The sequence below is a fragment of the Streptomyces sp. NPDC021100 genome, assembly GCF_044333095.1.
GTDB lineage: Bacteria > Actinomycetota > Actinomycetes > Streptomycetales > Streptomycetaceae > Streptomyces.
On the sequence record NZ_JBIRQH010000003.1, the window covers coordinates 123,299 to 144,121 of the forward strand.

A 20,823-nucleotide genomic window follows, 5' to 3' on the forward strand; every position below is an offset into this window, starting at 1 on the left:
TTGGGGGCGTCTCCGGCGTGCCCGGAAACCCCCCGATCCCGTACGCCCCGCCGCGCCCCCCTGCGGCGGGGCGTACTCATGTCCGCCGGGAGGTGAGCACGTGGCCGAGCCGATCCGCGAGCGCGACCGCGAGCAGGTGCGCCGCCTCCACGCCGAGGGCAAGAGCCGCAACGAGATCGCCCGACTCACCGGGCGCAGCGCAGCGACCGTAAGCAAGATCGCAAAGGCCGAGGGGCTCACCTTCGCAGGGGGCGCCCGCGTCGCCGCCGCGACCGAGGCCCGACGAGCAGACGCTGCCGCACGTCGCGAGCAGCTCGCCGACGAGGCCCTCGACGGCGCCCTCGGGCAAGTCGCCCGCACGGCCGGCGCCGAGTCGGCCCGCGATGCCCGCGACCACGCAACGGCCGCCCGCGCCCTCACCGAAGTGCACGCCCGCGTCGCCGAGCTCGCCCGCCACAGCAGCACCGGGAGCAGCGGCGGCTCGATGCTCGACCGCCTCGCCGATGCCCTGCTCGGGCCGCCGGCCGGAGGTGATCACGAGGGGGTGTAATGACCGCCCTCGCCCCGCTCTCCCCGAAACAGGTCGCCTCGATCCGGGGCGCCACCCGCCGTATCAACATCTGGCACGGCAGCGTCAGGTCGGGAAAGACGATCGCGAGTCTCGTCTGCTTCCTGCTCATGATCCGCCGCGCCCCCGCCTCGGGCCTGATCGTGATCTGCGGCAGGTCGCTCCAGACGATCGAGCGGAACTGTCTCGACGTCCTCGCCGACCGGAACCTGTTCGGCGATGTGGCGGCCGAGGTCCACCACACCCGCGGCGCCACCACGGCCGTGATTCTGGGGCGCGTCGTACACCTCGTCGGGGCCTCGGACGCGCGCGCCGAGGGACGCCTGCGCGGCATGACCGCCTCGCTCGCCTACTGCGACGAGGTCACGCTACTGCCGGCCGCGTTCTTCCGGCAGTTGCTCGCCCGCCTGTCGGTGCCCGGGGCGAAGCTGATCGGCACCACGAACCCCGACTCGCCGCAGCACTGGCTGCGCCGCGACTACCTCGACCGCGCTGGCGAGCTCGACCTCGCCGCCTTTCACTTCCGCCTCGCCGACAACCCGAGTCTTTCCGAGGCGTACGTCGCCGCGCTCGCCGCCGAGTTCACCGGCCTTTGGCGCCGGCGCATGATCCTCGGCGAGTGGGTCGTCGCCGAGGGCGCGATCTTCGACGCCTACGACGAGGCACAGCACGTCGTCGACGAGCTACCCGCGATGCGCCGCCATTGGGTCGGCGTCGACTACGGCACCGCGAACCCTTTCTCGGCGCTGCTGCTCGGCCTCGGCGACGACGACCGCCTGTACGTGGTGAGCGAATGGCGCCACGACTCCCGCACCGCGCACCGCCAGATGACCGACGCGCAGTACAGCCGCGCCGTCCGCGACTGGCTCGCCGCGATGGACGTCGTCCCCGAGTGGACGTTCCTCGACCCGAGCGCCGCCTCGTACTCACATCAGCTTTGGGCCGACGGACACCCCGGGGTCACCCGTGCGGTGAACGACGTGATCGACGGCATCCGGTCCGTATCGGTCGCACTCGCCGCCGACCTGCTGCGCATCCATCGCTCGTGCGAGGGGCTGCTCGGCGAGCTGCCCAACTACGTGTGGTCGGAGCAGGCAGCAGCGACCGGTGAAGACAAGCCGGTGAAGAAAGACGATCACAGCGTCGACGCACTGCGCTACGTGATCCATTCGACGGCGCACGAGTGGCGCCCCCTGCTGGCCCACGCCGCATAACCCGACCAACCACGGCCCCCGCCGCCGAGTTGGCGCGGGGGCTTTGCCATGCCCAAGGGGGGCCGCCCATGCGTGCCGACTGGACCGACCGATTCCTCGCCCGAGTCACCGACACCCCGGCCGGCTGCTGGCAGTGGACCGGCTACCTCATGCCCAACGGATACGCCCGATTCAGCATCGACGGCGAGCGCCAGTACGCGCACCGTGCGGCGTACGAGGCACTTGTCGCGCCGGTACCCGAGGGTCTTGTGATCGACCACCTGTGCCGCAACCGCGGGTGCGTGAACCCCGCCCATCTGGAACCGGTCACGCAGCGAGTCAACGTGCTGCGGGGCGAGTCGCATGTCGCCGCTCGCGCCCGTCAGACCGAGTGCATCCACGGCCACCCGTTCGACGAGGCCAACACCTACCGCGTAGCCAACGGCACCCGCCGGTGCCGCACGTGCCGCACGGCCGCGCGTGCCCGCGCCCGTGCGCGCGCTCGGAGCAGGACGGGGGTGGACTGTGCCGCTGCCTGACAACAACGCCCCTTGGCCCCCGCCGCACCTCGCAAAGACCCTCGCCGAGATCCGCATCGATGATGCTTGGTACTCCGGTGATCACGCCAAGCTGACCGCCGCCTACCGAACCGAGCCGACCCGCAGGGACGGCACGGCCCGCCTGTGGGGCCGCCGCCGCGCCCCGCAGCCCGGCAAGCGCGACACGCGCCTGCACATCCCGCTCGCCGGCGACATCGCCACGACAAGCGCCGATCTGCTGTTCAGCGAGCCGCCCACGTTCACCGTGACAGACCGCGCCACGCAGGATCGGCTCGACGAGTTGACCGACGCCGACGGCATCGCGAACACCCTGCTCGAATCCGCCGAGATCGCCGCCGCCCTCGGCGGCGTGTACCTGCGCGTCACGTGGGATCACGAGCTCGTCGGCCGGCCGCTGCTCACCACCGTGCACCCCGACGCCGCGGTGCCCGAGTTCTCGTTCGGGCTGCTGCGCGCCGTCACGTTCTGGCACGAGCTCGCCGCGGACGGAGCGACCGTGCTCCGCCACCTCGAACGGCACGAACCCGGTCGCATCCTGCACGCCCTCTACCAGGGCAGCGCCGACAACCTCGGCCGACGCGTACCGCTGACCGAGCACCCGGCGGTCGCACCGCTCGCCGACGCGCTCGGCCCCGATGGCGAGTCGATCGAGACCGGGATCGGCCAACTGACGGCCGCCTACGTCCGCAACATCGGACCGAACCGCAAGCACCGCGGCTCGCCCCTCGGCCGTTCGGACTACGCCGCTCCGTTGTACGACTTGTTCGACGCGCTCGATACGACATGGACCTCGTGGATTCGCGACATCCGCCTCGCGCGCGCCCGCCTGATCATCCCTGACGCCTACCTGCGCGACCACGGCCCCGGCCGCGGCGCCTCGTTCGACGACGACCGGGAAATCTGGCAGTTGCTGAACATCCCGCCCACCGAGCAGGGCGGCATCACCCTGAGTCAGTTCGCGATCAGGGTCGAGGAGCACGAGAGGAGCGCCGAAGCAGCCACCCGGCAAGCCGTCCGGTCCGCCGGCTACAGCGCGCAGACCTTCGGCATCGGCGATCAGGTCGCCGCGACCGCGACCGAGGTCAAGGCGCGTGAGCGCAAGAGCATGACCACCAGGGGTAAGAAGACGCGGTACTACTCGCCGCCCCTCGGCGACATGCTGCACGTCGTGCTGCTGCTCGATCAGCGCATGTTCACCCCGGGCATCACGCCCGAGCGCCCCCGGACCGTGTTCGGGGACACCGTCGCCGAGGACGTCGCCACGCTCGCGCAGACCTTGAGCCTGTTCCAGCAGGCGCAGGCCGTAAGCGTCGACACCAAAGTGCGGATGATCCACCCCGAGTGGGACGAGGCCGCGGTGCAGGCCGAGGTCGGCCGCATCCTCACCGAGACCGGGCAGGCTGTGCCCGACCCCATGCAGGCCGGCGCCCTCGTCTGACCATGTGAGGGGGTGCGATGCCGATCCACCCCGGCATGGTCGAGGATCTCTCGGCCGGCGTCCGCGACCTCTACGCGGACGCCGAGCAGCGGCTGCTCTCGATCGTGGCCCGCCAGTTGGCCGACGGATTCGAGGCCCCGGGGTGGGCGACCAACAAACTGCGGGACGTGCAGGCACTGCGCCGCGGCGCGCAAGGTGTCGTCGACGCCCTCGCCGAGGCGACGCGGTTGGAGGTGTTCGACGTCGTCGCAGAGGCGTACAACGTCGGCGCCCGCTCCGGCCTCGCCGAGCTCGGAGCGCTGCACGATGCCGACCTGCGGCGGATCGCCGAAACCACTCCGAACACGAGGGCGGTCGATCGGCTCGCCGCCGAGACCGTCGATCTCGTCACGGCCACGCACCGCGGGATTCTCCGGGGCGTCGAGGACGGGTACCGGCAGGTGATCGCCGAGGTGTCGGCGACCCCCCTCCTCGGGATCGACACCCGCAGGCAGGCCACCCAATCCGCGATGGAGCGATTCAGTGACCGGGGCCTGCGAACGTTCGTCGACCGCGGCGGGCGCGCGTGGCAAATGACGAGCTATGCCGAGATGGCCGTACGGACGGCGACGGGAAGGGCCGCGGTCGAGGCGCACGGCGACAAGCTGCGCGCCGCCGGCCTCGACCTCGTGATCGTCAGCAACGCCCCGCACGAGTGCCCCATCTGCAAGCCGTTCGAGGGCAAGGTATTGAGCCTCGGCGGACCGGGCGGCGCCCGCACGGTCGAGGTCGAGCACGCCGTCGAGGACGGGCGCACCATGCAGGTGCACATCGCGGGCAGCGTTGACGAGGCGCGGCAGCGCGGTTTCCAGCACCCCAATTGCAGGCACAGTGTCGCCGCGTACTTGCCCGGGGTGACCCGGGCGCCCGTCGAGGCGTCCGAGGACCCCGACGGGTACGAGGCGACACAGCGACAGCGTGCAATCGAGCGCGGGATCAGGAAGTACAAGAACCGGGCCGCCGCGGCGACGAGCCCCGAGGCCCGTCGGGCGGCCGAGGCCAAGGTGAGGCAGTGGCAGGCCAAGCAGCGCGCCCACCTCGCCGAGCACCCCGAGCTCATCCGCCGACGGGAGCGCGAGCAGCCCGGCGCCGGCAACCTTCCGAGCACCGCACCGCGCCCGCCGCAGGATGCGATCGAGGCGGCGCGCGTCCGCTCCGGCGACGAGCGCACCCTGCCCGAGATGACCGACGAGCAGCTCGGCGCCGCGATCCGGCCCGGCGTTCTCGATCAGCGCGACCTCGACCGCATCCGGGGCGAGGCCGGCCGGCGCGACGAGCAGGTGCTGCTCGACCGCATCCGGCCGCAGGGCCGGCTCGTCGAGTCCCTCGCCGAGTTCAGCGACGACGAGCTCGCCGCCGTCGCCGGCCGCCTCGGCGACGACGACATGCTGCGGATCATGGGCGAGATGGACCGGCGCGACATCGACGCCGCCATGCCCGGTATCCGCCGCGACCTCGTCGGCATGTCCGAGCGGGACCTCGCCGCCCGCGCCCGCAACGTTCCCGAGGACGTAGCGGCGATCGGCGCCGAGATCCACCGCCGGCGCGCGCTCGCAGAGCTGTTCCCCGCCGGCCGCCTCGCCGGCGACCTTTCCGCCCTCGGCGACGACCTGCTCGTGTGGGGGGTGCGCTACGCCTCTCCGGAGGATGCCGCCCGGATCGCCGCCGAGATCGACCGCCGGTACCCCGTCCCGCCGCCGCTCGCCCCGACGGGCGCGCGGGTCGCCGACACCCTCGCCACCCGGGCCGCGCTCGACGAGGCCATGCAGCCCGTGCGCCTCGACGACCCGGCGCCGGCCGACCCCAACGAATGGGGCGCCTACGGCCGCGACCTCGAACGGGGGCCGGACGGGACCGAGCACATGTCGGCCGCCGAACGGTGGGCGTATGAGCGGGAACTCGAAGCGCGGGCGGCGCGCGAGGCGTACAGCCGCGAGGAGATTCGCGAGATGTACCGCGAGCACGTCTATTTGCAGGTGCTCGCCGCCGAGGACTACACCCGCGGTTTCATGCTGAACCGCAAGGCGCGCGCCGCCGGCGTCGACCCGTTCTCGCTGTTCAGCGGCCCCGCTCACGTCGCCTACGCGAGGGCGAGTGAGGACCTGATTCGTTTCTGGGAAGAGGTCTCACCCCGCGTCACGCTGACCGAGTTCACCGAGCAGGTGACCGGCGTCAAGAACGCCGCGGCCGAGATCGCCCGCGCAGCGCGTGAGGACCAACGCCGCAAGTTCTAGGGGGTGATCGTGGGATTCCGCGAGGACGCCGTGCGCGCTCGCGAGGCCGGCGCCGCCGCGGCGGTCGCCGGCCGAGCGGCGACTGACTGCCCGCACCGCGGCGACGAGCCGCTGCTGCGCTCCGCATGGGTGCGCGGCTACGTCGCCGCCGAGCAGCAGCTCGCGCCGCCCGACCAGTAGCCACTCTCACCCCTGCCTAGGGCCGCCGATCCGGCGGCCCTTTTTTCATGCCCGCACGAGCCCCGGAGGGCCGACCCACCATGCCCGAGAACATCCTCGACGGCGCCCTGCCCATTCATCCCCGTACGGGCGAGAGCGCCCTCGGCTTCCGTCGTGACGGACGCCCGATCTGGCCCATCAAGGGAGGCTCTGGCGAGGGCGGCGAGGGCGGTACGCCGCCCGCCGCAGACCCTGCCGGCGCGCCGAACGCCGACCCTTCCGCGCCGCCCGCCGGACCGCCGGCCGCCGAGCAGCAGCTCGCCGAGGCGACGACCCGCGCGGAGCAGGCCGCGGCCGAGCGCGACGAGCTGCGCGCCGCCCTCGACGCCGTGACCCGCGCGCTCAACCCCAACGGGGGCGAGGCCGAACAGGACCCGGCCAAGCTCGCCGCCGCGGTCGCCGAGCGCGACAGGCTGCTCGCCGACCACGCGACAGAGCTGCGGTCGGCGCGCGTCGAGCTCGCCGTCGCCCGCGCCGCGGCCGACGCGGGCGCGCGCGGCGACCGCCTGCTCAACAGCCGCTCTTTCCTCGCCTCGGTCGCCGACCTCGACCCGACCGCGGCCGAGTTCGACACCAAGCTCACGGCCGCAATTACCGCCGCAGTCACGGCCGACCCCGACCTCTACCGCGCAGCGCCCGCAGGGCCGCCCCGCGGCGGCGCCGAGTTCCACGGCGCCCCGGCCGGCGAGCGCCGCGCCGCCACGCTGCACGACGCCGTCGCCGCCCGCATGAGCGGCGCCTAACCCCTAGGAGAAACGCTTTGCCTACCTCCCTCGCCGAGGCGCGGAACAACGCGCAGGACGACGTCGACGTGCAGGTGATCGACGAGTTCCGCAAGTCGAGCGACATCCTCGACCGCCTCACCTTCGACAACGTCGTGTCGCCGACCGGCGGCGACACCCTCACCTACGGATACCGGCGGCTCATCTCGCAGCGCTCGGCAGACTTCCGCGCGCTGAACACCGAGTACGTGCCGACCGAAGTCCAGACGCAGCGCTACACGGTCGACCTCGTGCCGCTCGGCGGCTCGTTCCAGATCGACCGGGTGATTGCCCGTATCGGGCCGGCCGCCTCGGGCGCCGTCACCCTCAACATGCAGCAGCTCATCAAGGCATCGCGTGCGAAGTTCGCCGATGCCGTGATCAACGGCGACAAGGGCGTCGAGACCAACGGGTTCGACGGTCTCTCGAAGATTCTCACCGGCAGCTCGACCGAGTACCTGCCGCTGAACAACGGGGTCACGGCCGGCTTCCTCGACTGGACCACGATCAACGACAAGGCCGCGGCGCTCGCCGCGCAGACCCACATCGACAACTGGCTCGCCGCCATGGATGACGCCCCCGATGTGATCTACGGCAACCGCAAGACGCTGAGTCTCTTCAAGCGGATTGCGGCATGGACCGAGCAGCTCGACAAGAGCACCGATGCTTTCGGCCGCCCGGTCACCGCGTACAACGGCATTCCCCTGGTGGACCTCAAGAGCAAGGCGGGCAGCAATGCCGACGTGATCGGCCTCGTGACCCGCGACCCTGACGGCGCCGGCGGGGGCGGGAACGTGACCGGCCTCGGTGACCTCTACGCCGTCCGGTACGGGCTCGACGGATTCCACGGCGCCTCGGTCGGGGGCGGCGCCCCGCTCGTCTCGACGTGGCTCCCGGAGTTCGACCGGGCCGGCGCCGTCAAGACCGGCGAAGTCGAAATGGGGCCCGTCGCTCCGGTCCTCAAGGCGACCAAGGCCGCCGCGGTCCTGCGCAACATCAAGAGCGCGTGATGCCCATGATCGTGCGCATCACAGCCCCTGTCGCCGACTTCACCGGCGACGGCCCCGGCGGCATCCCGTTCGTGGATGGCACCGCGACCACCGGCGACCCGGCAGTGATCGGCTATTGCCAGGGGGCCGGTTACACGGTCGAGCCCCTCGGCGACGATCCGCCGGATACCGAGAACAGCAGCGAGCAGGACGGCCCGGCCGACACCACGTCGACGGGCCGTTCTGCTGCCCGCAGCAAGAGGGGGTGATCGTGGCCCGCCAGCCCTACGCGACCCCTGAGCAGCTCGCCGCATGGACCGGGCGACCGGCCCCGGCGGACGCCGAGCGACTCCTCGCACGGGCCGGCGAGGACGTCGACAGTGCCCTGCTCACCGCGATCTATCCCGTGGACGAGGACGGCGACCCCCTCGACCCCGAGGTGCGCACCGCCCTCGCCAACGCCACTTGCGCGCAGGTCGAGTTCCAGCTCGCCGGCGGCGACGACGGGACCGGCGCCGGCGGACAGTGGGACTCGGTCAGCATCGGCCCCGTCAGCCTGTCGGGGCGCAGCTCGCGCACTGCGGCGGCCGGCGTCGAGCTCGCCCCGCGCGCCGACCGGGCGCTGCGCCGCGCGGGACTGACCCCGGGGCGGGTGATCGGATGGTGACCCGAGTTCCCGAGGTGCTGCTGCGCCACCGCATCACGATCGAGCCGTACCTCGGCGACGGCGCGTACGGGCCGCGCTACGGCGCACCCGTTCCCGAGGTGCCCTCGCTCGTCTCCCCGTCGGCCCGCATGGTGCGCGCACCCGACGGGCGCGAGGTCGCCAGTAGCGCGCAGATCATCACCGCGCCCGGCCTCGACTGCCCGCCCGGATCGCGGGTCACCCTGCCCGACGGCCGGATCACGACGGCGCTCTCGATCACGCACCACACCGCCCCGGGCCTACCGGTCCCGGCCTGCTCGGAGGTGATGTGCGAATGAGCCGCGCCCGACTGCGCTGGACCGGCGACGCCGCCACCGCGGCGATCAAGCAGGCCGCCGCCCGTGGGCTGCTGCTCAGTGCCGAGCATGTGCTCGGCGCGAGCAGGCAGCGCGTGCCGATCGCCGAGGGCACCCTCGAACGCTCCGGCGCGACCTCGGTCGACGAGGCCACCATGACGGCCGCCGTGTCGTACGACACCCCGTACGCCGCGCGGGTTCACGAGGACATGACCGCCCGGCATTCCCCCGGCCGCTCGGCGAAGTACGTCGAGAGCGTGCTGCCCGAGACCGCCGGCACCGTGCAGGAACTGATCGCCGCGCAGATCCGGCGCGCGCTGCGATGACCTACACCGTCGACCTGCTCGACGGTCTCGCCCGCCTGCTGCACTCCGCCGGCGTCGGCATCTACCGCCCCGACGGCGTGTACGCCGCGGGCGAGACCGCGATCACCATCGCCGCTCTTCCCCCCGCTCCCGACCGCGTGATCTGCCTCGCCGCCTACCCGGTCACCGACTCCCCCGTGCTCACCGACACCACCACCGGCGTGCAGGTGCGTACCCGCGCGGGGGCCGACCCCCGCGAGGTCGACGCGCTCGACGACCAGGTGCACGAGGTGCTGCACGGCAGCGGCCCGCACCTACTCGGCTCGGTCCGGGCGCAGCTCGTCTTTCGCGTCTCGGCCGCCCCGATCGGCGCCGACTCGGCCGGCCGCTGGGAGCGCTCCGCCAACTTCCACGTTCGCGCCCACCGGGCGCACCCCAACCTCGAATAGGAGGCGCCCACTTGAGTACCCCGACGCCCCCGGCCGAGACCGTAACCGCGCTCGCCCGCAGGTACCGGCTTGAGCTGGACATGGGCACCACACCCGGTACCCCGCTTTGGACCCTCGTCCCCGGCGTCACCGAGTTCACGCCGAAGGTGGAGCCCACGCAGCAGGAGGTGACGACCTACGACGCCGAGGGCTGGAGCGAGCAGGCCGTGACCATGCTCGCGTGGAGCATCGAGGCCACGATCGCCCACCGCGCCCACCCGGTGACCGGCAAGTTCAACGCCGCGCAGGAAGCCCTGCGTAAGGCATCCCGTAGCTTCGGCGCAAAGTCGTACGTGAGCGTCCGCTACTACGACCGCAACGGCGCCGATGACGCGCAGCAGGGTCTCGCGCTGGTGACGTGGGAGCCGGACGGGGGCGGCCCGGATGAGGTCGACACGATCAAGGTCACGCTTACCGGGTCCGGCCCGCTCGCCGAGATCACCAACCCCGCGGCCGGCGGGGGAACGCTCGCGGCCAAGACGGGGGGTGGGGCGTAGTGGCGTTCGAGGAACTCGGGGAGCTGCTCGACGAGTCGATCGAGCTTCCTGTCGCCGGCCGCCTCTACAAGGTGCCCGCGCCGTCGGCTGAGATCGGCCTGCGGACACAGGCACTCATCCACGCCGCCGCGGTCGCCGCGGACGGCGGACGGGCCGACGAGCAAGTGCTCGGCGACGCCGCCGAGCGCGACCTGTACCGCGACGTCCTCGGGCCGGCGCACGACGAGATGATCGCCGACGGCGTGAAGTGGCCGACGCTCAAACACTGCGCGATCACCGCCATGGTGTGGATCGCGCAGGACAAGGCCGCGGCCGAACGCTACTGGGGCGCGGCCGGCGACCCTTCTCGTTTGGCCCCGAACCGGGCGGCCCGCCGCAGCCAGTCGGGTGCGGCGAGCTCGACCCCGTCTCGGGGCTCTACGAGTGGTACGAGTACCCGCCCGGCACCCGCCCGCGGCGCGGGCAAGAAGGGCCGCAAGCGTCACTGACGTGGGCGGCGATCCTTGGCGAGTGGCCGCTCGTCGAGGCTGATCTGCATGAGGTCTACGGCATCGACGTAGGCGACCCCGGGCTGCTACAGGCCCGGTCCTGGCGATGGCTGCGCGTGCGCATCCTCGCTCTTCTCTCGGCCGAGTCTCGCCTCGCCCGGGTGCTCACCCCTCCGCCCGACTCCTCCCCGACGGGAGGTGCACCCGCCAGGAGGTGAGTCCCCGTGGCCCTCATGGTGGGCGAGCTCGCCGCCACAATCACGATCGACGATGCCGGCGCAGATGCAGGTATGGCGCGCGCCCGCGCTGCGGTGCAGGCGGGCGGCGACCAGATCGCCGCCGCGGCCGATCAGGCGGGGCAGGAAGCGGGCGACCGCCTCGGCGACGGTCTCGCCGAGGGCGCGGCCGACGGCGGCGACCGGGCGGCCGGCGGTATCGGTACCGCGCTGAAAGGTTTCGCCGCCGCCGCGGTGGGCGGGGCGATCGGTACCGCGCTCATGGGCGGCATCGCCGAAGCGATGGACCGCGGCAAGGTCGCCGGCCGGTTGCAGGCGCAGCTCGGCACGTCGGGCCCGGTGGCCAAGGAATACGGCAAGGTCGCCGGACAGCTCTACTCGGGCGCGATCGTCGAGTCGGTCGCCGACGGCGCCGACATCCTGAAAGGGATCGCGCAGCAGGGTCTCTTGCCTCCCGAGGCGACGCAGGGCCAGATCAAGACCATGGCGACGCAGGTCGCCGATACCGCCTCGGTCCTGGGCGAGGACGTCGGGAAGGTCTCGCGCGCGGTCGGCGTGATGCTGAAATCCGGCATCGCGAAGAACGCCGAAGAGGCGATGGACGTCCTTGTAAAGGGCAGCCAGAACGGCGTCAATTCGGCCGAGGATCTCCTCGACACATTCGCCGAATATCCCACGCAGTTCCGCGACTTGGGGCTCGATGCGCAGACCGCAATGGGCCTCATGCAGCAGGGTCTGCAAGGGGGCGCGCGCGACGCCGACACCGTCGCGGACGCCCTGAAAGAGTTCGCGATCCGCTCAAAGGACATGAGCAAGACGTCCGTTGACGCCTTCACGTCGATCGGACTCAACGCCGACAAGATGGCGTCCACGTTCACCAAGGGTGGACCGGAAGCCTCGAAAGCCCTCGGGGAAGTCCTCACCCGCATCAAGGCGATTAAGGACCCCGCCGAGCGGAATGCGACCGCGGTCGCGCTTTTCGGAACCAAGGCCGAGGATCTACAGCAAGCCCTTTTTAAGCTCGACCCGAAAACCGCTGTCGCCGCTCTCGGTAACGTCAAGGGCGCGACGGACGCAGCGGGCGATGCGATGCGCGACAATGCCGCGACCAAATTCGAGGCATTCAAGCGAGCGGCGATCGACAAAGTCGTAACCGTCCTCGGAAGCAACGTTGTACCCGCCCTCGAAAAGGCCGCCGATTTCATCGGCGAGGGTGGCCTCGGCGGCGCGCTGCGCGCGTCCGTGGGGTGGTTCTCCGAGCACTCGACGGCGCTCTCGATCGCCGCCGGCGTGATCACGCTCCTGATGCTGCCGACGCTCGTCGCGCTCGGCGTTACCGCATGGACGACGACGACAGCAGTCGTCACCGGATGGGCCACTCAGACCGCGGCCGGCGTAGCCGCTGCAGCCCGGTTTGTGCTGGTCAACGCCATGATGTTGGCGGGTTGGGTGGCGCAGGGAGTGAGCGCCGGCGCCGCCGCGCTGCGGGTGGTCGGCGCATGGGTGCTCATGGGTACGCAGTCCATGATTCAGGGCGCGCGCATGGCTGCTGCCTGGCTACTGGCGATGGGCCCCGTCGGGCTGATCATCGCCGCCGTAGTCGGCATCGTCGCGCTTGTCGTTGCCAACTGGGACACGATCAAGAGCGCCACGTCGGCCGCTTGGGATTGGGTGTGGGGAAAGCTCAAATGGGTTGGAGAAACGATTCTCCAATTCTTTTTGAATTGGACCCTAGTCGGCTTGATTATCAAGCACTGGGATTCCATCAAGAGCGGGACCGTATCCGCGTGGAATGCAACCGTGGATTGGGTACGCGGCATCCCGGGCCGGATCGTCGACTTCTTCCTTAATTGGACGCTCGTCGGACTGATCATCAAGCATTGGGATTCGATCAAGATAGGCACCGTGCGCAAGGCCGGTGAAATGCTCGATTGGGTCCGTGGCTTGCCCGGAATGATCGCCGGATACTTCGGCAATTTCGGCTCGATGCTGTACGACAAGGGCCGTGATCTGATCACGGGCCTGTGGAACGGCATCAAGGGCATGGGTAGTTGGCTGCGCTCGACTCTCATGTCTTGGGCCAAGAATTTGATTCCGGGGCCGATCGCAAAGGCACTCGGAATTCACTCTCCGTCGCGCCTCATGCGAGACAAGATCGGCAAGTTCATTCCGGCGGGAATCGTCGAGGGCATCAAGGCCGGTGCTCCCGCGATCGACCGCACGATGCGCAATCTCGTCTCGGTCCCCGCCGGCCCGCAGTTCGCCACCGCGGGCGCGCCCGCCAACGGCGGCAGCGCGGGCGGGGGTTGGGGCGGTCCGGCAGTCCACATCGAGAACTGGGTCGCCGGCGAGGCCACCGCCGATCAGACCGCGGTCGCACTCGCGTGGCACGCCAAGGCAAGGGGGTGACGAGTTGGCCCCTGGTGATCTCGTCACCCTCCCCGGACACGTGCAGATCGGCGACCTGCTGCTCGGCCCCCGCACCGGCTACGGGTGGCAGACCTTGACCGGGTGGGAGGAGACACCCGCGTACGACTCGGGGACCGTCAACCGGTCCGACGCGCACGGCGCCTATCCGGGCCGGCTGCTCGCTCAGCCGCGGACGATCACCCTCGATGGTGTGGTGATCCGCACGGACCCCGGCCACATGGGCGCCGCGGTCCGTGCTCTTTCCGCGGCGACTGCGCTGCGGGACGACGAGCAGCCGCTCGTGATCCGCCTCGACAACTCCCCGCCGCTGCTGTCGTGGGTGCGGTGCATCCGACGGGTAGTGCCGGTGGGGACGGGCGGGTACGCGATCGGCGTCGTGACGGGGGCCGCAGCTCAGTTCGAGGCGACCGACCCCCGCCGGTACAGCGTGGCCGAGCAGCAGGCGACCGCGAACCTGCCACGGGCCGAGCCTGGTCTCGACTGGCATCTCGCCCCCGGCCCCGAGGGGGTGACGTACCCGCTCGACTTCGGCGCCCCGGGCAGCACGGGGTCGCTGCGCGCCGTCAACGAGGGCGACGCGCCGGCACACCCCACCCTGTTGATCCGCGGCCCGGTCTCCCGTCCCTCGATCACCAACATCACTACGGGCGAGCTCGTCGAGTACGACCTCGACCTCGCCCCCGACGACGAGCTGCTCGTCGATACCCGCGACGGCACGGTGACGCTGAACGGCACCGCGAGCCGCCTCTACACCGCGACCGCGCGCAGCAGCCCCGAGAACCTGTTCACCCTGCCCCCGGGGTCGACCTCCCTTCTCTTCCGCGCGGCCCCTGGCTCGACCGACCCCCGCGCCTTGGCCGAGATCCGGTGGCGCTCCGCCTACTGGTAAAGGAGGACACGACGTGACCGTGCGCGCCGGATGGCTGCTCCCCGCCGGGCAGACCCGTGAAGACACTCGCCTCGTACCGCTCGGCGCCATGGCGCCCGAGTCCGCGATGGCCACCCGCGACGGCGTGATCGCCGGCGGTACGGCGCTGAACGCCAGCGGGTCCGGGCCCATGCAGGTACAGATCGGCGTCGGCCGCGCCGTCGTACAGGGCACCGACGCACAAGGCGCCTACCCCGTGGCGATCACCGCCCCCGAGACCCTCACGATCGCCGACGGAAACGCGCTGAACCCGCGGATCGACGCGGTGGTGCTGCGCGTGTACGACTCGCTGTACGACCTCGGCGACCAGACCCTCGCTCGCCTCGAAGTCCTGCAAGGCCAGCCCAACGCCAACCCGAGCGCGCCCTCGCTCCCCTCGGCCGCACTGCGACTGTGGGAAGTCACCGTGCCCGCCGGAGTGTCCGCCGGCACCGGCGGGATCACGTGGGCGTCGGCGCTGAACGACAAGCGCCGGTACACCTCGGCGTACGGCGGGATCATCCCGCGCGGGTACGGACTCTCTTTCTCCGGGGCCTACCCGGGCCAATACCGCGACAACGGGAGTGGCCTCGATCGCTGGGACGGCTCGGCGTGGCAGACCCTCGACCCCGTGATCGGCTGGACAGCCCTCACCCTGGCCACGGGCTACACCAACAACGGCAACTCGCAGGGGAACGTCAGGTACCGGCGGATCATGCTCGGCGGCGTGCCGCACCTGCAACTGCGCGGCGGCGTCTCGTGGACCGCGTCAGGCAACCCGCCCAACACGGGGAACCTGCTCGCCTCGATGCTGCCGACGAACTGCCGGCCCGCGGCCCTCACCTCCGTAGCGATCGCCGGCGGCGGCGCAGCGATCAAGCTCGATGCCCAGACGAACGGACAACTCCGCCTGATCTCCACCACGGGACTGACGACGTGGGCCGCGCTCGGCGGAGTGCAGTACCCGCTCGACGCGTAAGGGGGGTGATCCTTGATCGCCCCCACCTACCGGGCCGTACTGTGCGACGTCCGCACCGACCAAGTGCTCGACGTCCTGCCCGTCACCGACGTCTCGTTCGACGACTACATAGGCAAGATCGGCTCGGCCTCGGTCACCATCCCCCTGCCAAACCGCGCCATCGCCGCTCGCGCCCGCGCCGCCGTCGAACCGGGCCGTACGGCCCTGTGGATCGAGCGCGGACGGGAAATCTGGTGGGGCGGCATCCTGTGGACCGCGAACCTCACCAGCAACAACCGGGGGTTTCTCGCCCTACAGGTGCAGGCCGGCGGGTGGGCGTCCTACCTCGACCACCGCGCCGTACTCGACACCCAACTCGCCGAGCAGGTCGACCAGTTCGACATCGTGCGCGGACTGATCGACTACTCGGCCAGTCTGCCCGGCGGCGATATCGGCATCGAGGCGGACCGCGAGCAGCTCTCGGGCGTCAAGCGTGACCGGGTGTTTCGCCGCTACGACGTCCCGCGCATCCGTGAACTGATCGACCAACTCGCCGCCGTCGAGGGCGGATTCGAGTGGAGGATCGCGAGCTACCGCGATCCGAACACCGGCCGGCGGATCAAAGAGCTGCAACTCGGCTCCCCCGTGATCCGCACCGGGGCGAGCGACATCATCCTCGACCACCCGGGCCCGATCACCTCGTACGGCTGGCCCGTCGATGCCACCGTGCAGGCGAATACGTGGCAGTCCCGCGGCGCATCCGACAACCGCAACCAGACGAAAGAGTCCCTGCCGCTGATGAGCGAGCCGCTCGTCGACGACGACATGCTCAGGGCCGGATGGCCGCGGCTGGACGGGACCTCGGACTATTCGACGATCACCGAGCAGCAGACCCTCGACGCCCACGCTCGCGCCGATCTCGCCGCCGCGCTGCACCCGCAGACGATCCCCGAGGTGACGGTCGCGCTCGATCGCACGCCGCTCTCGCCGGCCCTGCTCGGGGCCACCATCCGCGTGCGTATCCGTGACCTGTGGTGGGCCGAGGGGCTCGACCGCAGGTATCGCGTCGTCGGCCTCGCGATCTCACCCGCACTCCGCGGGCGGCCCGAAACCGCCCGCCTGTTCCTGGAGGCCGCCTAGTGGCAGCGATCCCCCTCGACCTGCTCGACCGCATCCGCGCTCTCGAACGCGAGGTGCGCACCCTCGCCGGCCGCGCGAACATCCGCCCCGCGCTCGATCAGATCCTGCACGGCGACATCACCATCGGCGAGGGCGGACAGCTCATCGCCCAGACGCCCGAGGGAACCGCGACGTTCAAGGTCGGCCAGACCCCCCAAGGTGACTGGGGCGTGTTCATCCGCCGCGCCACCGGAACGCGAGCGCTCACGGTCGGCGACGACATCCTCGAAGAGGATCAGATGATCCGCATCTGGAGCCGCGACAAGGAACGCCCGACACCCATCCTCATGGATGACGCGTTTAGCGACCGGTTCCTCGGCCGCCCCATGCTGCCGATACAGCTCCACCCCACCGAGCGACAGAACACCGCACTCACCACCTATCAACCGGCGTGGTGGGGCTCGGGGCCGGCAACGCACGCGGTCGCCGAACTCGAACTCTTCACCTACGCCAACACCGGCGGCGGACAGGTCAAGGTCACCATGGCGCCCGAGGGGGGAACCGCCGTCACGGTCGCCGAGTACGACTGTGCCCCCGGCCAGTGGACCAACAAGTTCATTCAGCAGCCCATGCATGACGTGGAGTTCATGCAGTGGGTCACGTGGACGGTCGAACACCGCAACAAGGAACCGAACCGCGACGTCGAGACGCGGCTCTATTCGGCCCTCTACCGCCACACCTACACGCCCGACGAGGCCCCCCGCGTGCCGACCCGCCCCCCGACGGCCACGGCCACCGCGCAGCAGGGCACCGGCCCCGCGGCGACCGAGGCACCGCCGGCCGAGGCACCGCCGGCCGAGGCCAAGCGGCGGCCCGACCCGGTGCGCGCCCCATCGGGACTGCGCACGATCGACGACTAAGGAGGGTCCCGCCCTGCTGCCCCCGTCCATACCCACCGTGACCGTGAGAGCACGGTTCCTCGCCCCCGACGGCACGCCGCTGTCGGGGGCGCTCGTCTTCCGCGCACCCGCGACGCTCACGTTTCCCGCGGCCGATGTCATCCTCGGCGGCCCGGTAACCGTCCAGCTCGACGCGCAGGGAGGTATCGAGGTCACCCTGCCCGCGACCGACGCCCCCGACATGGACCCCTCGGGGTGGGCGTACATCGTGACCGAGCAGCTCTCGGGAATCCCCGTGGGCCGCTCGTACAACATCGTGTTGCCCCGGGCGCAGCCCGAGGTCGACCTCGCCGACATCGCCCCGACCGACCCCTCGAAACCGAACTACGTAGGTGTACCGGGCCCCAAGGGGGACGCTGGCCCAACCGGGGCGCCCGGATCGCGGATCTACAGCGGCACCGCCGCCCCCGGGACCGCCCTCGGCGTCGATGGCGACCTCTACGTGCGGTACGAGACGACGACGTTCCTCGGCGTCACCTCGACGACCGTCTCGACGTGGCAGCGCTCCGCCGGAGCGTGGGCGCAGATCGGCGGCGATGTCCGCGGCGCCGCGTGGTACCTGAACAACACGACCACCCCGAGCACGAACACCAAACCGGGCGACCTGCTGCTGCGCACCGATACCGGCGATCTCTGGCAGCGCACCGCCTCGGGTTGGGGAAGCGTCCTCGGCAACTTGAAGGGACCGAAGGGAGACACCGGAGCAACCGGGCCGACCGGAGCAACCGGCGCGGCCGGCGTCGTCCAGTCCGTGAACGGCAAGAGCGCCGCATCGGTCACCCTCACCGCGGCCGATGTCGGCGCCCTCGCCACCACCGCGGCCGGCGCCGCGAACGGCATCGCACAGCTCGACGCGACTGGCAAGGTCCCCGCCGCGCAGCTCCCCGCGTCCGGCGGCGCGGTCGCCTCGGTCAACGGCAAGACCGGCGCCGTCGTGCTCACCGCGACGGACGTCGGCGCGCTCGACCAGGGCACGGCCGATGCGCGGTACGTCCAGCCCGCAGCGATCCCCGTTCAGTCCGTCGCGGGCAAAACCGGCGCCGTGACGCTCGCCGCCGGCGACGTCGGCGCCGAGGCCGCGGGTACCGCGGTGCTGCTCACAGGAACGCAGACCGTCGCAGGGAGTAAGACATTTTCGAGCGTGCCGAGCAGCTCGGCCTCGCCGACCACCTCGAACCACCTCGCCCGCAAGTCGTACGTTGACGGGCTCGGGGGAGGGACTTGGCTCCCGAGTGACCTCGGGTTCGTCGGTTGGACGTTCGACCCCGCGCTCACCAACTCGGGGCAGAACCTGCTCGCCGGATACGTCTACCTGTGCGGGATCAACTTGCGCGCAGCGACCACGATCAACAGTCTCGTCTTCTACAGCTGCGGGTACGCCGGCGGCACGCTGAACGCGAGCAGCTTCGCCGGCCTCTACACCTCGGCCGGCGCCCGCGTCGGCCTCACCGCGGCGCTGAACGGCACGTTCACCGCGAACGAGGGCGCGACCGTGGTCTGCCCGCTCACCGCGGCCTACTCCGCGGCGGCCGGGAACTACTGGGTCGCCATCGTCACCAACGGCCAGACCGCGAGCCCCTATAACGGGCCCGTACTCGCCCGCGGCGCCAACCTCGGCACCTCGCCGGCCGGCGCCGCCGCCATGCCGAGCGGATTCCGCCGGCACGCACGGCTCACCGCGACCGGGCAAACCGCCCTGCCCGCCTCTTTCACCCCGGCGTCCGCTCTCACCTACGACGCGAACGCGCTGTGGGCCGCCGTCGCCTGACCGAGTCGGCCCTCGAAACCTCAGCCCCGTGCCTGCTGGCCGGGGCTTTCTTCATGTCTGGAGACACCCCATATGGCAGTTCCGTTCAGTCCTGATCGACTCGTCGCGATCCTGCGCGCCGAGGGCGTGCGCGTCGTCGAGGTCGACGAGTGGCGTACCCACAACCGCAACCACCGCGGGCCGTTCGGCCCGATCAACGGCGTGATGATCCACCACACCGTTTCGAGCGGCACCGACTCGTCGGTGCGGCTCTGCTACGACGGGTACGACGAGCTGCCCGGCCCGCTCTGTCACGGCGTGATCGCTAAGGATGGCGTGGTCTACCTGATCAGCTCGGGCCGCGCGAACCACGCCGGCGGGGGCGACGGGCGGGTGCTCGCCGCGGTCGTCGCCGAGCAGTCCCTGCCCGAGACGACCAAACACGAGGGCTCGGCCGGCGCCCTCGACGGAAACGCCCACTTCTACGGGTTCGAGTGCATCAACCTCGGCGACGGCCGCGACCCGTGGCCCGACGAGCAGCTCGACGCGATCGAACGGACCTCGGCCGCGATCTGCCGCGCGTACGGGTGGTCGGCCGCATCGGTCATCGGCCACAAGGAGTGGAGCGACTGGAAGTCGGACCCGCGCGGGTGGTCCATGGACGACATGCGCGAGCGGATCGACCGCCGCCTCGGCCGCGCACCCGAGCAGCCCAAGCCCACCGAGCCGCCGGCCGGGCAGTTCGCGCCGTTCCCCGGCACCGGCTGGTTCAAGCAGAACCCTCGCTCGCCGCTCATCACCGCGATGGGGCGCCGCCTCGTCGCGGTCGGGTGCAGCCGCTACTCGCAGGGACCGGGCCCGCAGTGGACCGAGTCCGACCGCCAGTCGTACGCCGCGTGGCAGCGCCACCTCGGCTACTCCGGCGACGACGCCGACGGGTGGCCGGGCCCGTCCTCGTGGGCCGCGCTCAAGGTCCCCAAGGTCTGAGCACTCCCCCCGCGCCCGCCCGCACGCCGTGGGCGGGCGCCCTTTCCCCAAGCTGTGGACAGAAGAGAGGTACACCCCATGACCGATGCGACTCGCCGCACCGTCCGTACCGTGGTGCAGACCGTGCTCGCCCTCGCGGCCGGACTCCCCCTGATCATCGACGCCTCGGGTATCCCGCAGACCGCGGCCGGCGTCGGTCTCGCGCTCGCCGTTGCGGGTGGCGTTACCCGCGTGATGGCCCTGCCGGTCGTCGAGGCCCTGCTGCCCGCGTGGCTGCGGACCGGCCCGGACCGCGACGCCGAGCTGCTCGCCCTCGACCGCCGCCCGGACGGCCGCCCGTGACCGACCCCTCTCCGTCCGACGTCGCCCTCGAACTCGAAAGGCTGCGGGGGGTCGTCGAGGCAGGATTCGCCCGCCTCGACGGACAGCTCGCCCTCGTAGTGCAACGCGGCGATCAGGTCGACCGGCAGCTCGCCGACCATGAGGCGCGGCTCGACGCACTCGAAAAGAGCCGGTGGCCACTGCCGAGCATTCTCGCCCTCGTGGCCGTTCTCGGTTTCGCTCTCACCCTTTGGCAGACCGCCACCCGCTGAACGCAGCGCCCCCGCTACCGGCCTCGTGCCGGTAGCGGGGGCGCTCTTTGTCGTTGTCCGAACGGGCGAGAGGGCCCTCGGCGGTGCACTCGCCGAGGGCTCCCTC

Annotated in this window: 24 protein-coding genes; all 24 read left to right on the forward strand. The window is 71.2% G+C overall.

What is annotated here, in order from left to right:
* Positions 1-100 precede the first annotated feature (100 nt).
* The 24 genes from ACH4PU_RS07095 (at position 101) to ACH4PU_RS07210 (ending at position 20,717) form a co-directional block, all read left to right on the forward strand.
* The gene (locus ACH4PU_RS07095) at positions 101-550 is read left to right on the forward strand and encodes a helix-turn-helix domain-containing protein (protein WP_398267270.1); all 450 of its coding nucleotides are present in this window, start codon (positions 101-103) and stop codon (positions 548-550) included.
* Positions 550-1,782, forward strand: a complete 1,233-nt coding sequence (locus tag ACH4PU_RS07100) for a PBSX family phage terminase large subunit (RefSeq protein ID WP_398267273.1) — start codon at positions 550-552, stop codon at positions 1,780-1,782. Before ACH4PU_RS07095 ends, ACH4PU_RS07100 begins: the two co-directional genes overlap by 1 nt.
* A 68-nt stretch (positions 1,783-1,850) precedes the next feature.
* Positions 1,851-2,300, forward strand: a complete 450-nt coding sequence (locus ACH4PU_RS07105; protein WP_398267276.1) for an HNH endonuclease signature motif containing protein — start codon at positions 1,851-1,853, stop codon at positions 2,298-2,300.
* Entirely contained in the window at positions 2,287-3,759 is a 1,473-nt protein-coding gene (locus tag ACH4PU_RS07110) for a phage portal protein (protein WP_398267279.1), read from the forward strand. The genes ACH4PU_RS07105 and ACH4PU_RS07110 overlap by 14 nt, the downstream gene beginning before the upstream one ends.
* A gap of 17 nt (positions 3,760-3,776) precedes the next feature.
* On the forward strand, positions 3,777-6,032 hold the full coding sequence (locus tag ACH4PU_RS07115; protein ID WP_398267282.1) for a phage minor capsid protein: 2,256 nt from the start codon (positions 3,777-3,779) through the stop codon (positions 6,030-6,032).
* A 3-nt stretch (positions 6,033-6,035) separates the two neighbouring features.
* On the forward strand, positions 6,036-6,212 hold the full coding sequence (locus tag ACH4PU_RS07120; RefSeq protein WP_398267284.1) for an Rmf/CrpP family protein: 177 nt from the start codon (positions 6,036-6,038) through the stop codon (positions 6,210-6,212).
* 80 nt (positions 6,213-6,292) lie between these two features.
* Positions 6,293-6,994, forward strand: a complete 702-nt coding sequence (locus ACH4PU_RS07125; protein WP_398267287.1) for a hypothetical protein — start codon at positions 6,293-6,295, stop codon at positions 6,992-6,994.
* A 17-nt stretch (positions 6,995-7,011) separates the two neighbouring features.
* Entirely contained in the window at positions 7,012-8,022 is a 1,011-nt protein-coding gene (locus ACH4PU_RS07130; RefSeq protein WP_398267290.1) for a major capsid protein, read from the forward strand.
* The gene (locus tag ACH4PU_RS07135; RefSeq protein ID WP_398267293.1) at positions 8,022-8,270 is read left to right on the forward strand and encodes a hypothetical protein; all 249 of its coding nucleotides are present in this window, start codon (positions 8,022-8,024) and stop codon (positions 8,268-8,270) included. Before ACH4PU_RS07130 ends, ACH4PU_RS07135 begins: the two co-directional genes overlap by 1 nt.
* Before the next feature lie 2 nt (positions 8,271-8,272).
* Positions 8,273-8,668, forward strand: a complete 396-nt coding sequence (locus ACH4PU_RS07140; protein ID WP_398267296.1) for a hypothetical protein — start codon at positions 8,273-8,275, stop codon at positions 8,666-8,668.
* A complete protein-coding gene (locus ACH4PU_RS07145) occupies positions 8,662-8,985 on the forward strand; it encodes a hypothetical protein (RefSeq protein ID WP_398267299.1) in 324 nt (107 codons plus the stop codon). The genes ACH4PU_RS07140 and ACH4PU_RS07145 overlap by 7 nt, the downstream gene beginning before the upstream one ends.
* Positions 8,982-9,329 carry a hypothetical protein gene (locus tag ACH4PU_RS07150; RefSeq protein WP_398267302.1) on the forward strand — a complete coding sequence of 116 codons (348 nt, stop codon included), beginning with the start codon at positions 8,982-8,984 and terminating at the stop codon, positions 9,327-9,329. Before ACH4PU_RS07145 ends, ACH4PU_RS07150 begins: the two co-directional genes overlap by 4 nt.
* Positions 9,326-9,757, forward strand: coding sequence for a minor capsid protein (locus ACH4PU_RS07155; RefSeq protein WP_398267305.1), 432 nt, complete (start codon positions 9,326-9,328; stop codon positions 9,755-9,757). The genes ACH4PU_RS07150 and ACH4PU_RS07155 overlap by 4 nt, the downstream gene beginning before the upstream one ends.
* 11 nt (positions 9,758-9,768) lie before the next feature.
* Positions 9,769-10,293 carry a phage tail tube protein gene (locus tag ACH4PU_RS07160; RefSeq protein WP_398267308.1) on the forward strand — a complete coding sequence of 175 codons (525 nt, stop codon included), beginning with the start codon at positions 9,769-9,771 and terminating at the stop codon, positions 10,291-10,293.
* Positions 10,293-10,781: a hypothetical protein gene (locus ACH4PU_RS07165; RefSeq protein WP_398267311.1), complete on the forward strand. Its 489-nt coding sequence runs from the start codon at positions 10,293-10,295 to the stop codon at positions 10,779-10,781. The genes ACH4PU_RS07160 and ACH4PU_RS07165 overlap by 1 nt, the downstream gene beginning before the upstream one ends.
* Before the next feature lie 233 nt (positions 10,782-11,014).
* A complete protein-coding gene (locus tag ACH4PU_RS07170) occupies positions 11,015-13,426 on the forward strand; it encodes a phage tail tape measure protein (RefSeq protein WP_398268471.1) in 2,412 nt (803 codons plus the stop codon).
* 4 nt (positions 13,427-13,430) lie between these two features.
* Complete coding sequence (locus tag ACH4PU_RS07175) at positions 13,431-14,336, forward strand: phage distal tail protein (protein ID WP_398267314.1); 906 nt, start codon at positions 13,431-13,433, stop codon at positions 14,334-14,336.
* Positions 14,337-14,349: 13 nt separating this feature from the next.
* Positions 14,350-15,333 carry a hypothetical protein gene (locus ACH4PU_RS07180; RefSeq protein WP_398267317.1) on the forward strand — a complete coding sequence of 328 codons (984 nt, stop codon included), beginning with the start codon at positions 14,350-14,352 and terminating at the stop codon, positions 15,331-15,333.
* A gap of 12 nt (positions 15,334-15,345) precedes the next feature.
* Positions 15,346-16,452 carry a hypothetical protein gene (locus ACH4PU_RS07185; protein WP_398267320.1) on the forward strand — a complete coding sequence of 369 codons (1,107 nt, stop codon included), beginning with the start codon at positions 15,346-15,348 and terminating at the stop codon, positions 16,450-16,452.
* Positions 16,452-17,351: a hypothetical protein gene (locus ACH4PU_RS07190; RefSeq protein ID WP_398267323.1), complete on the forward strand. Its 900-nt coding sequence runs from the start codon at positions 16,452-16,454 to the stop codon at positions 17,349-17,351. The genes ACH4PU_RS07185 and ACH4PU_RS07190 overlap by 1 nt, the downstream gene beginning before the upstream one ends.
* A gap of 37 nt (positions 17,352-17,388) precedes the next feature.
* Positions 17,389-19,158, forward strand: coding sequence for a phage tail protein (locus ACH4PU_RS07195; protein WP_398267326.1), 1,770 nt, complete (start codon positions 17,389-17,391; stop codon positions 19,156-19,158).
* Between the two features lie 72 nt (positions 19,159-19,230).
* Positions 19,231-20,124, forward strand: coding sequence for a peptidoglycan-binding protein (locus ACH4PU_RS07200; protein WP_398267329.1), 894 nt, complete (start codon positions 19,231-19,233; stop codon positions 20,122-20,124).
* A 78-nt stretch (positions 20,125-20,202) separates the two neighbouring features.
* Positions 20,203-20,466, forward strand: a complete 264-nt coding sequence (locus tag ACH4PU_RS07205; protein WP_382637637.1) for a hypothetical protein — start codon at positions 20,203-20,205, stop codon at positions 20,464-20,466.
* The gene (locus tag ACH4PU_RS07210) at positions 20,463-20,717 is read left to right on the forward strand and encodes a hypothetical protein (RefSeq protein ID WP_398267332.1); all 255 of its coding nucleotides are present in this window, start codon (positions 20,463-20,465) and stop codon (positions 20,715-20,717) included. Before ACH4PU_RS07205 ends, ACH4PU_RS07210 begins: the two co-directional genes overlap by 4 nt.
* Positions 20,718-20,823 lie beyond the last annotated feature (106 nt).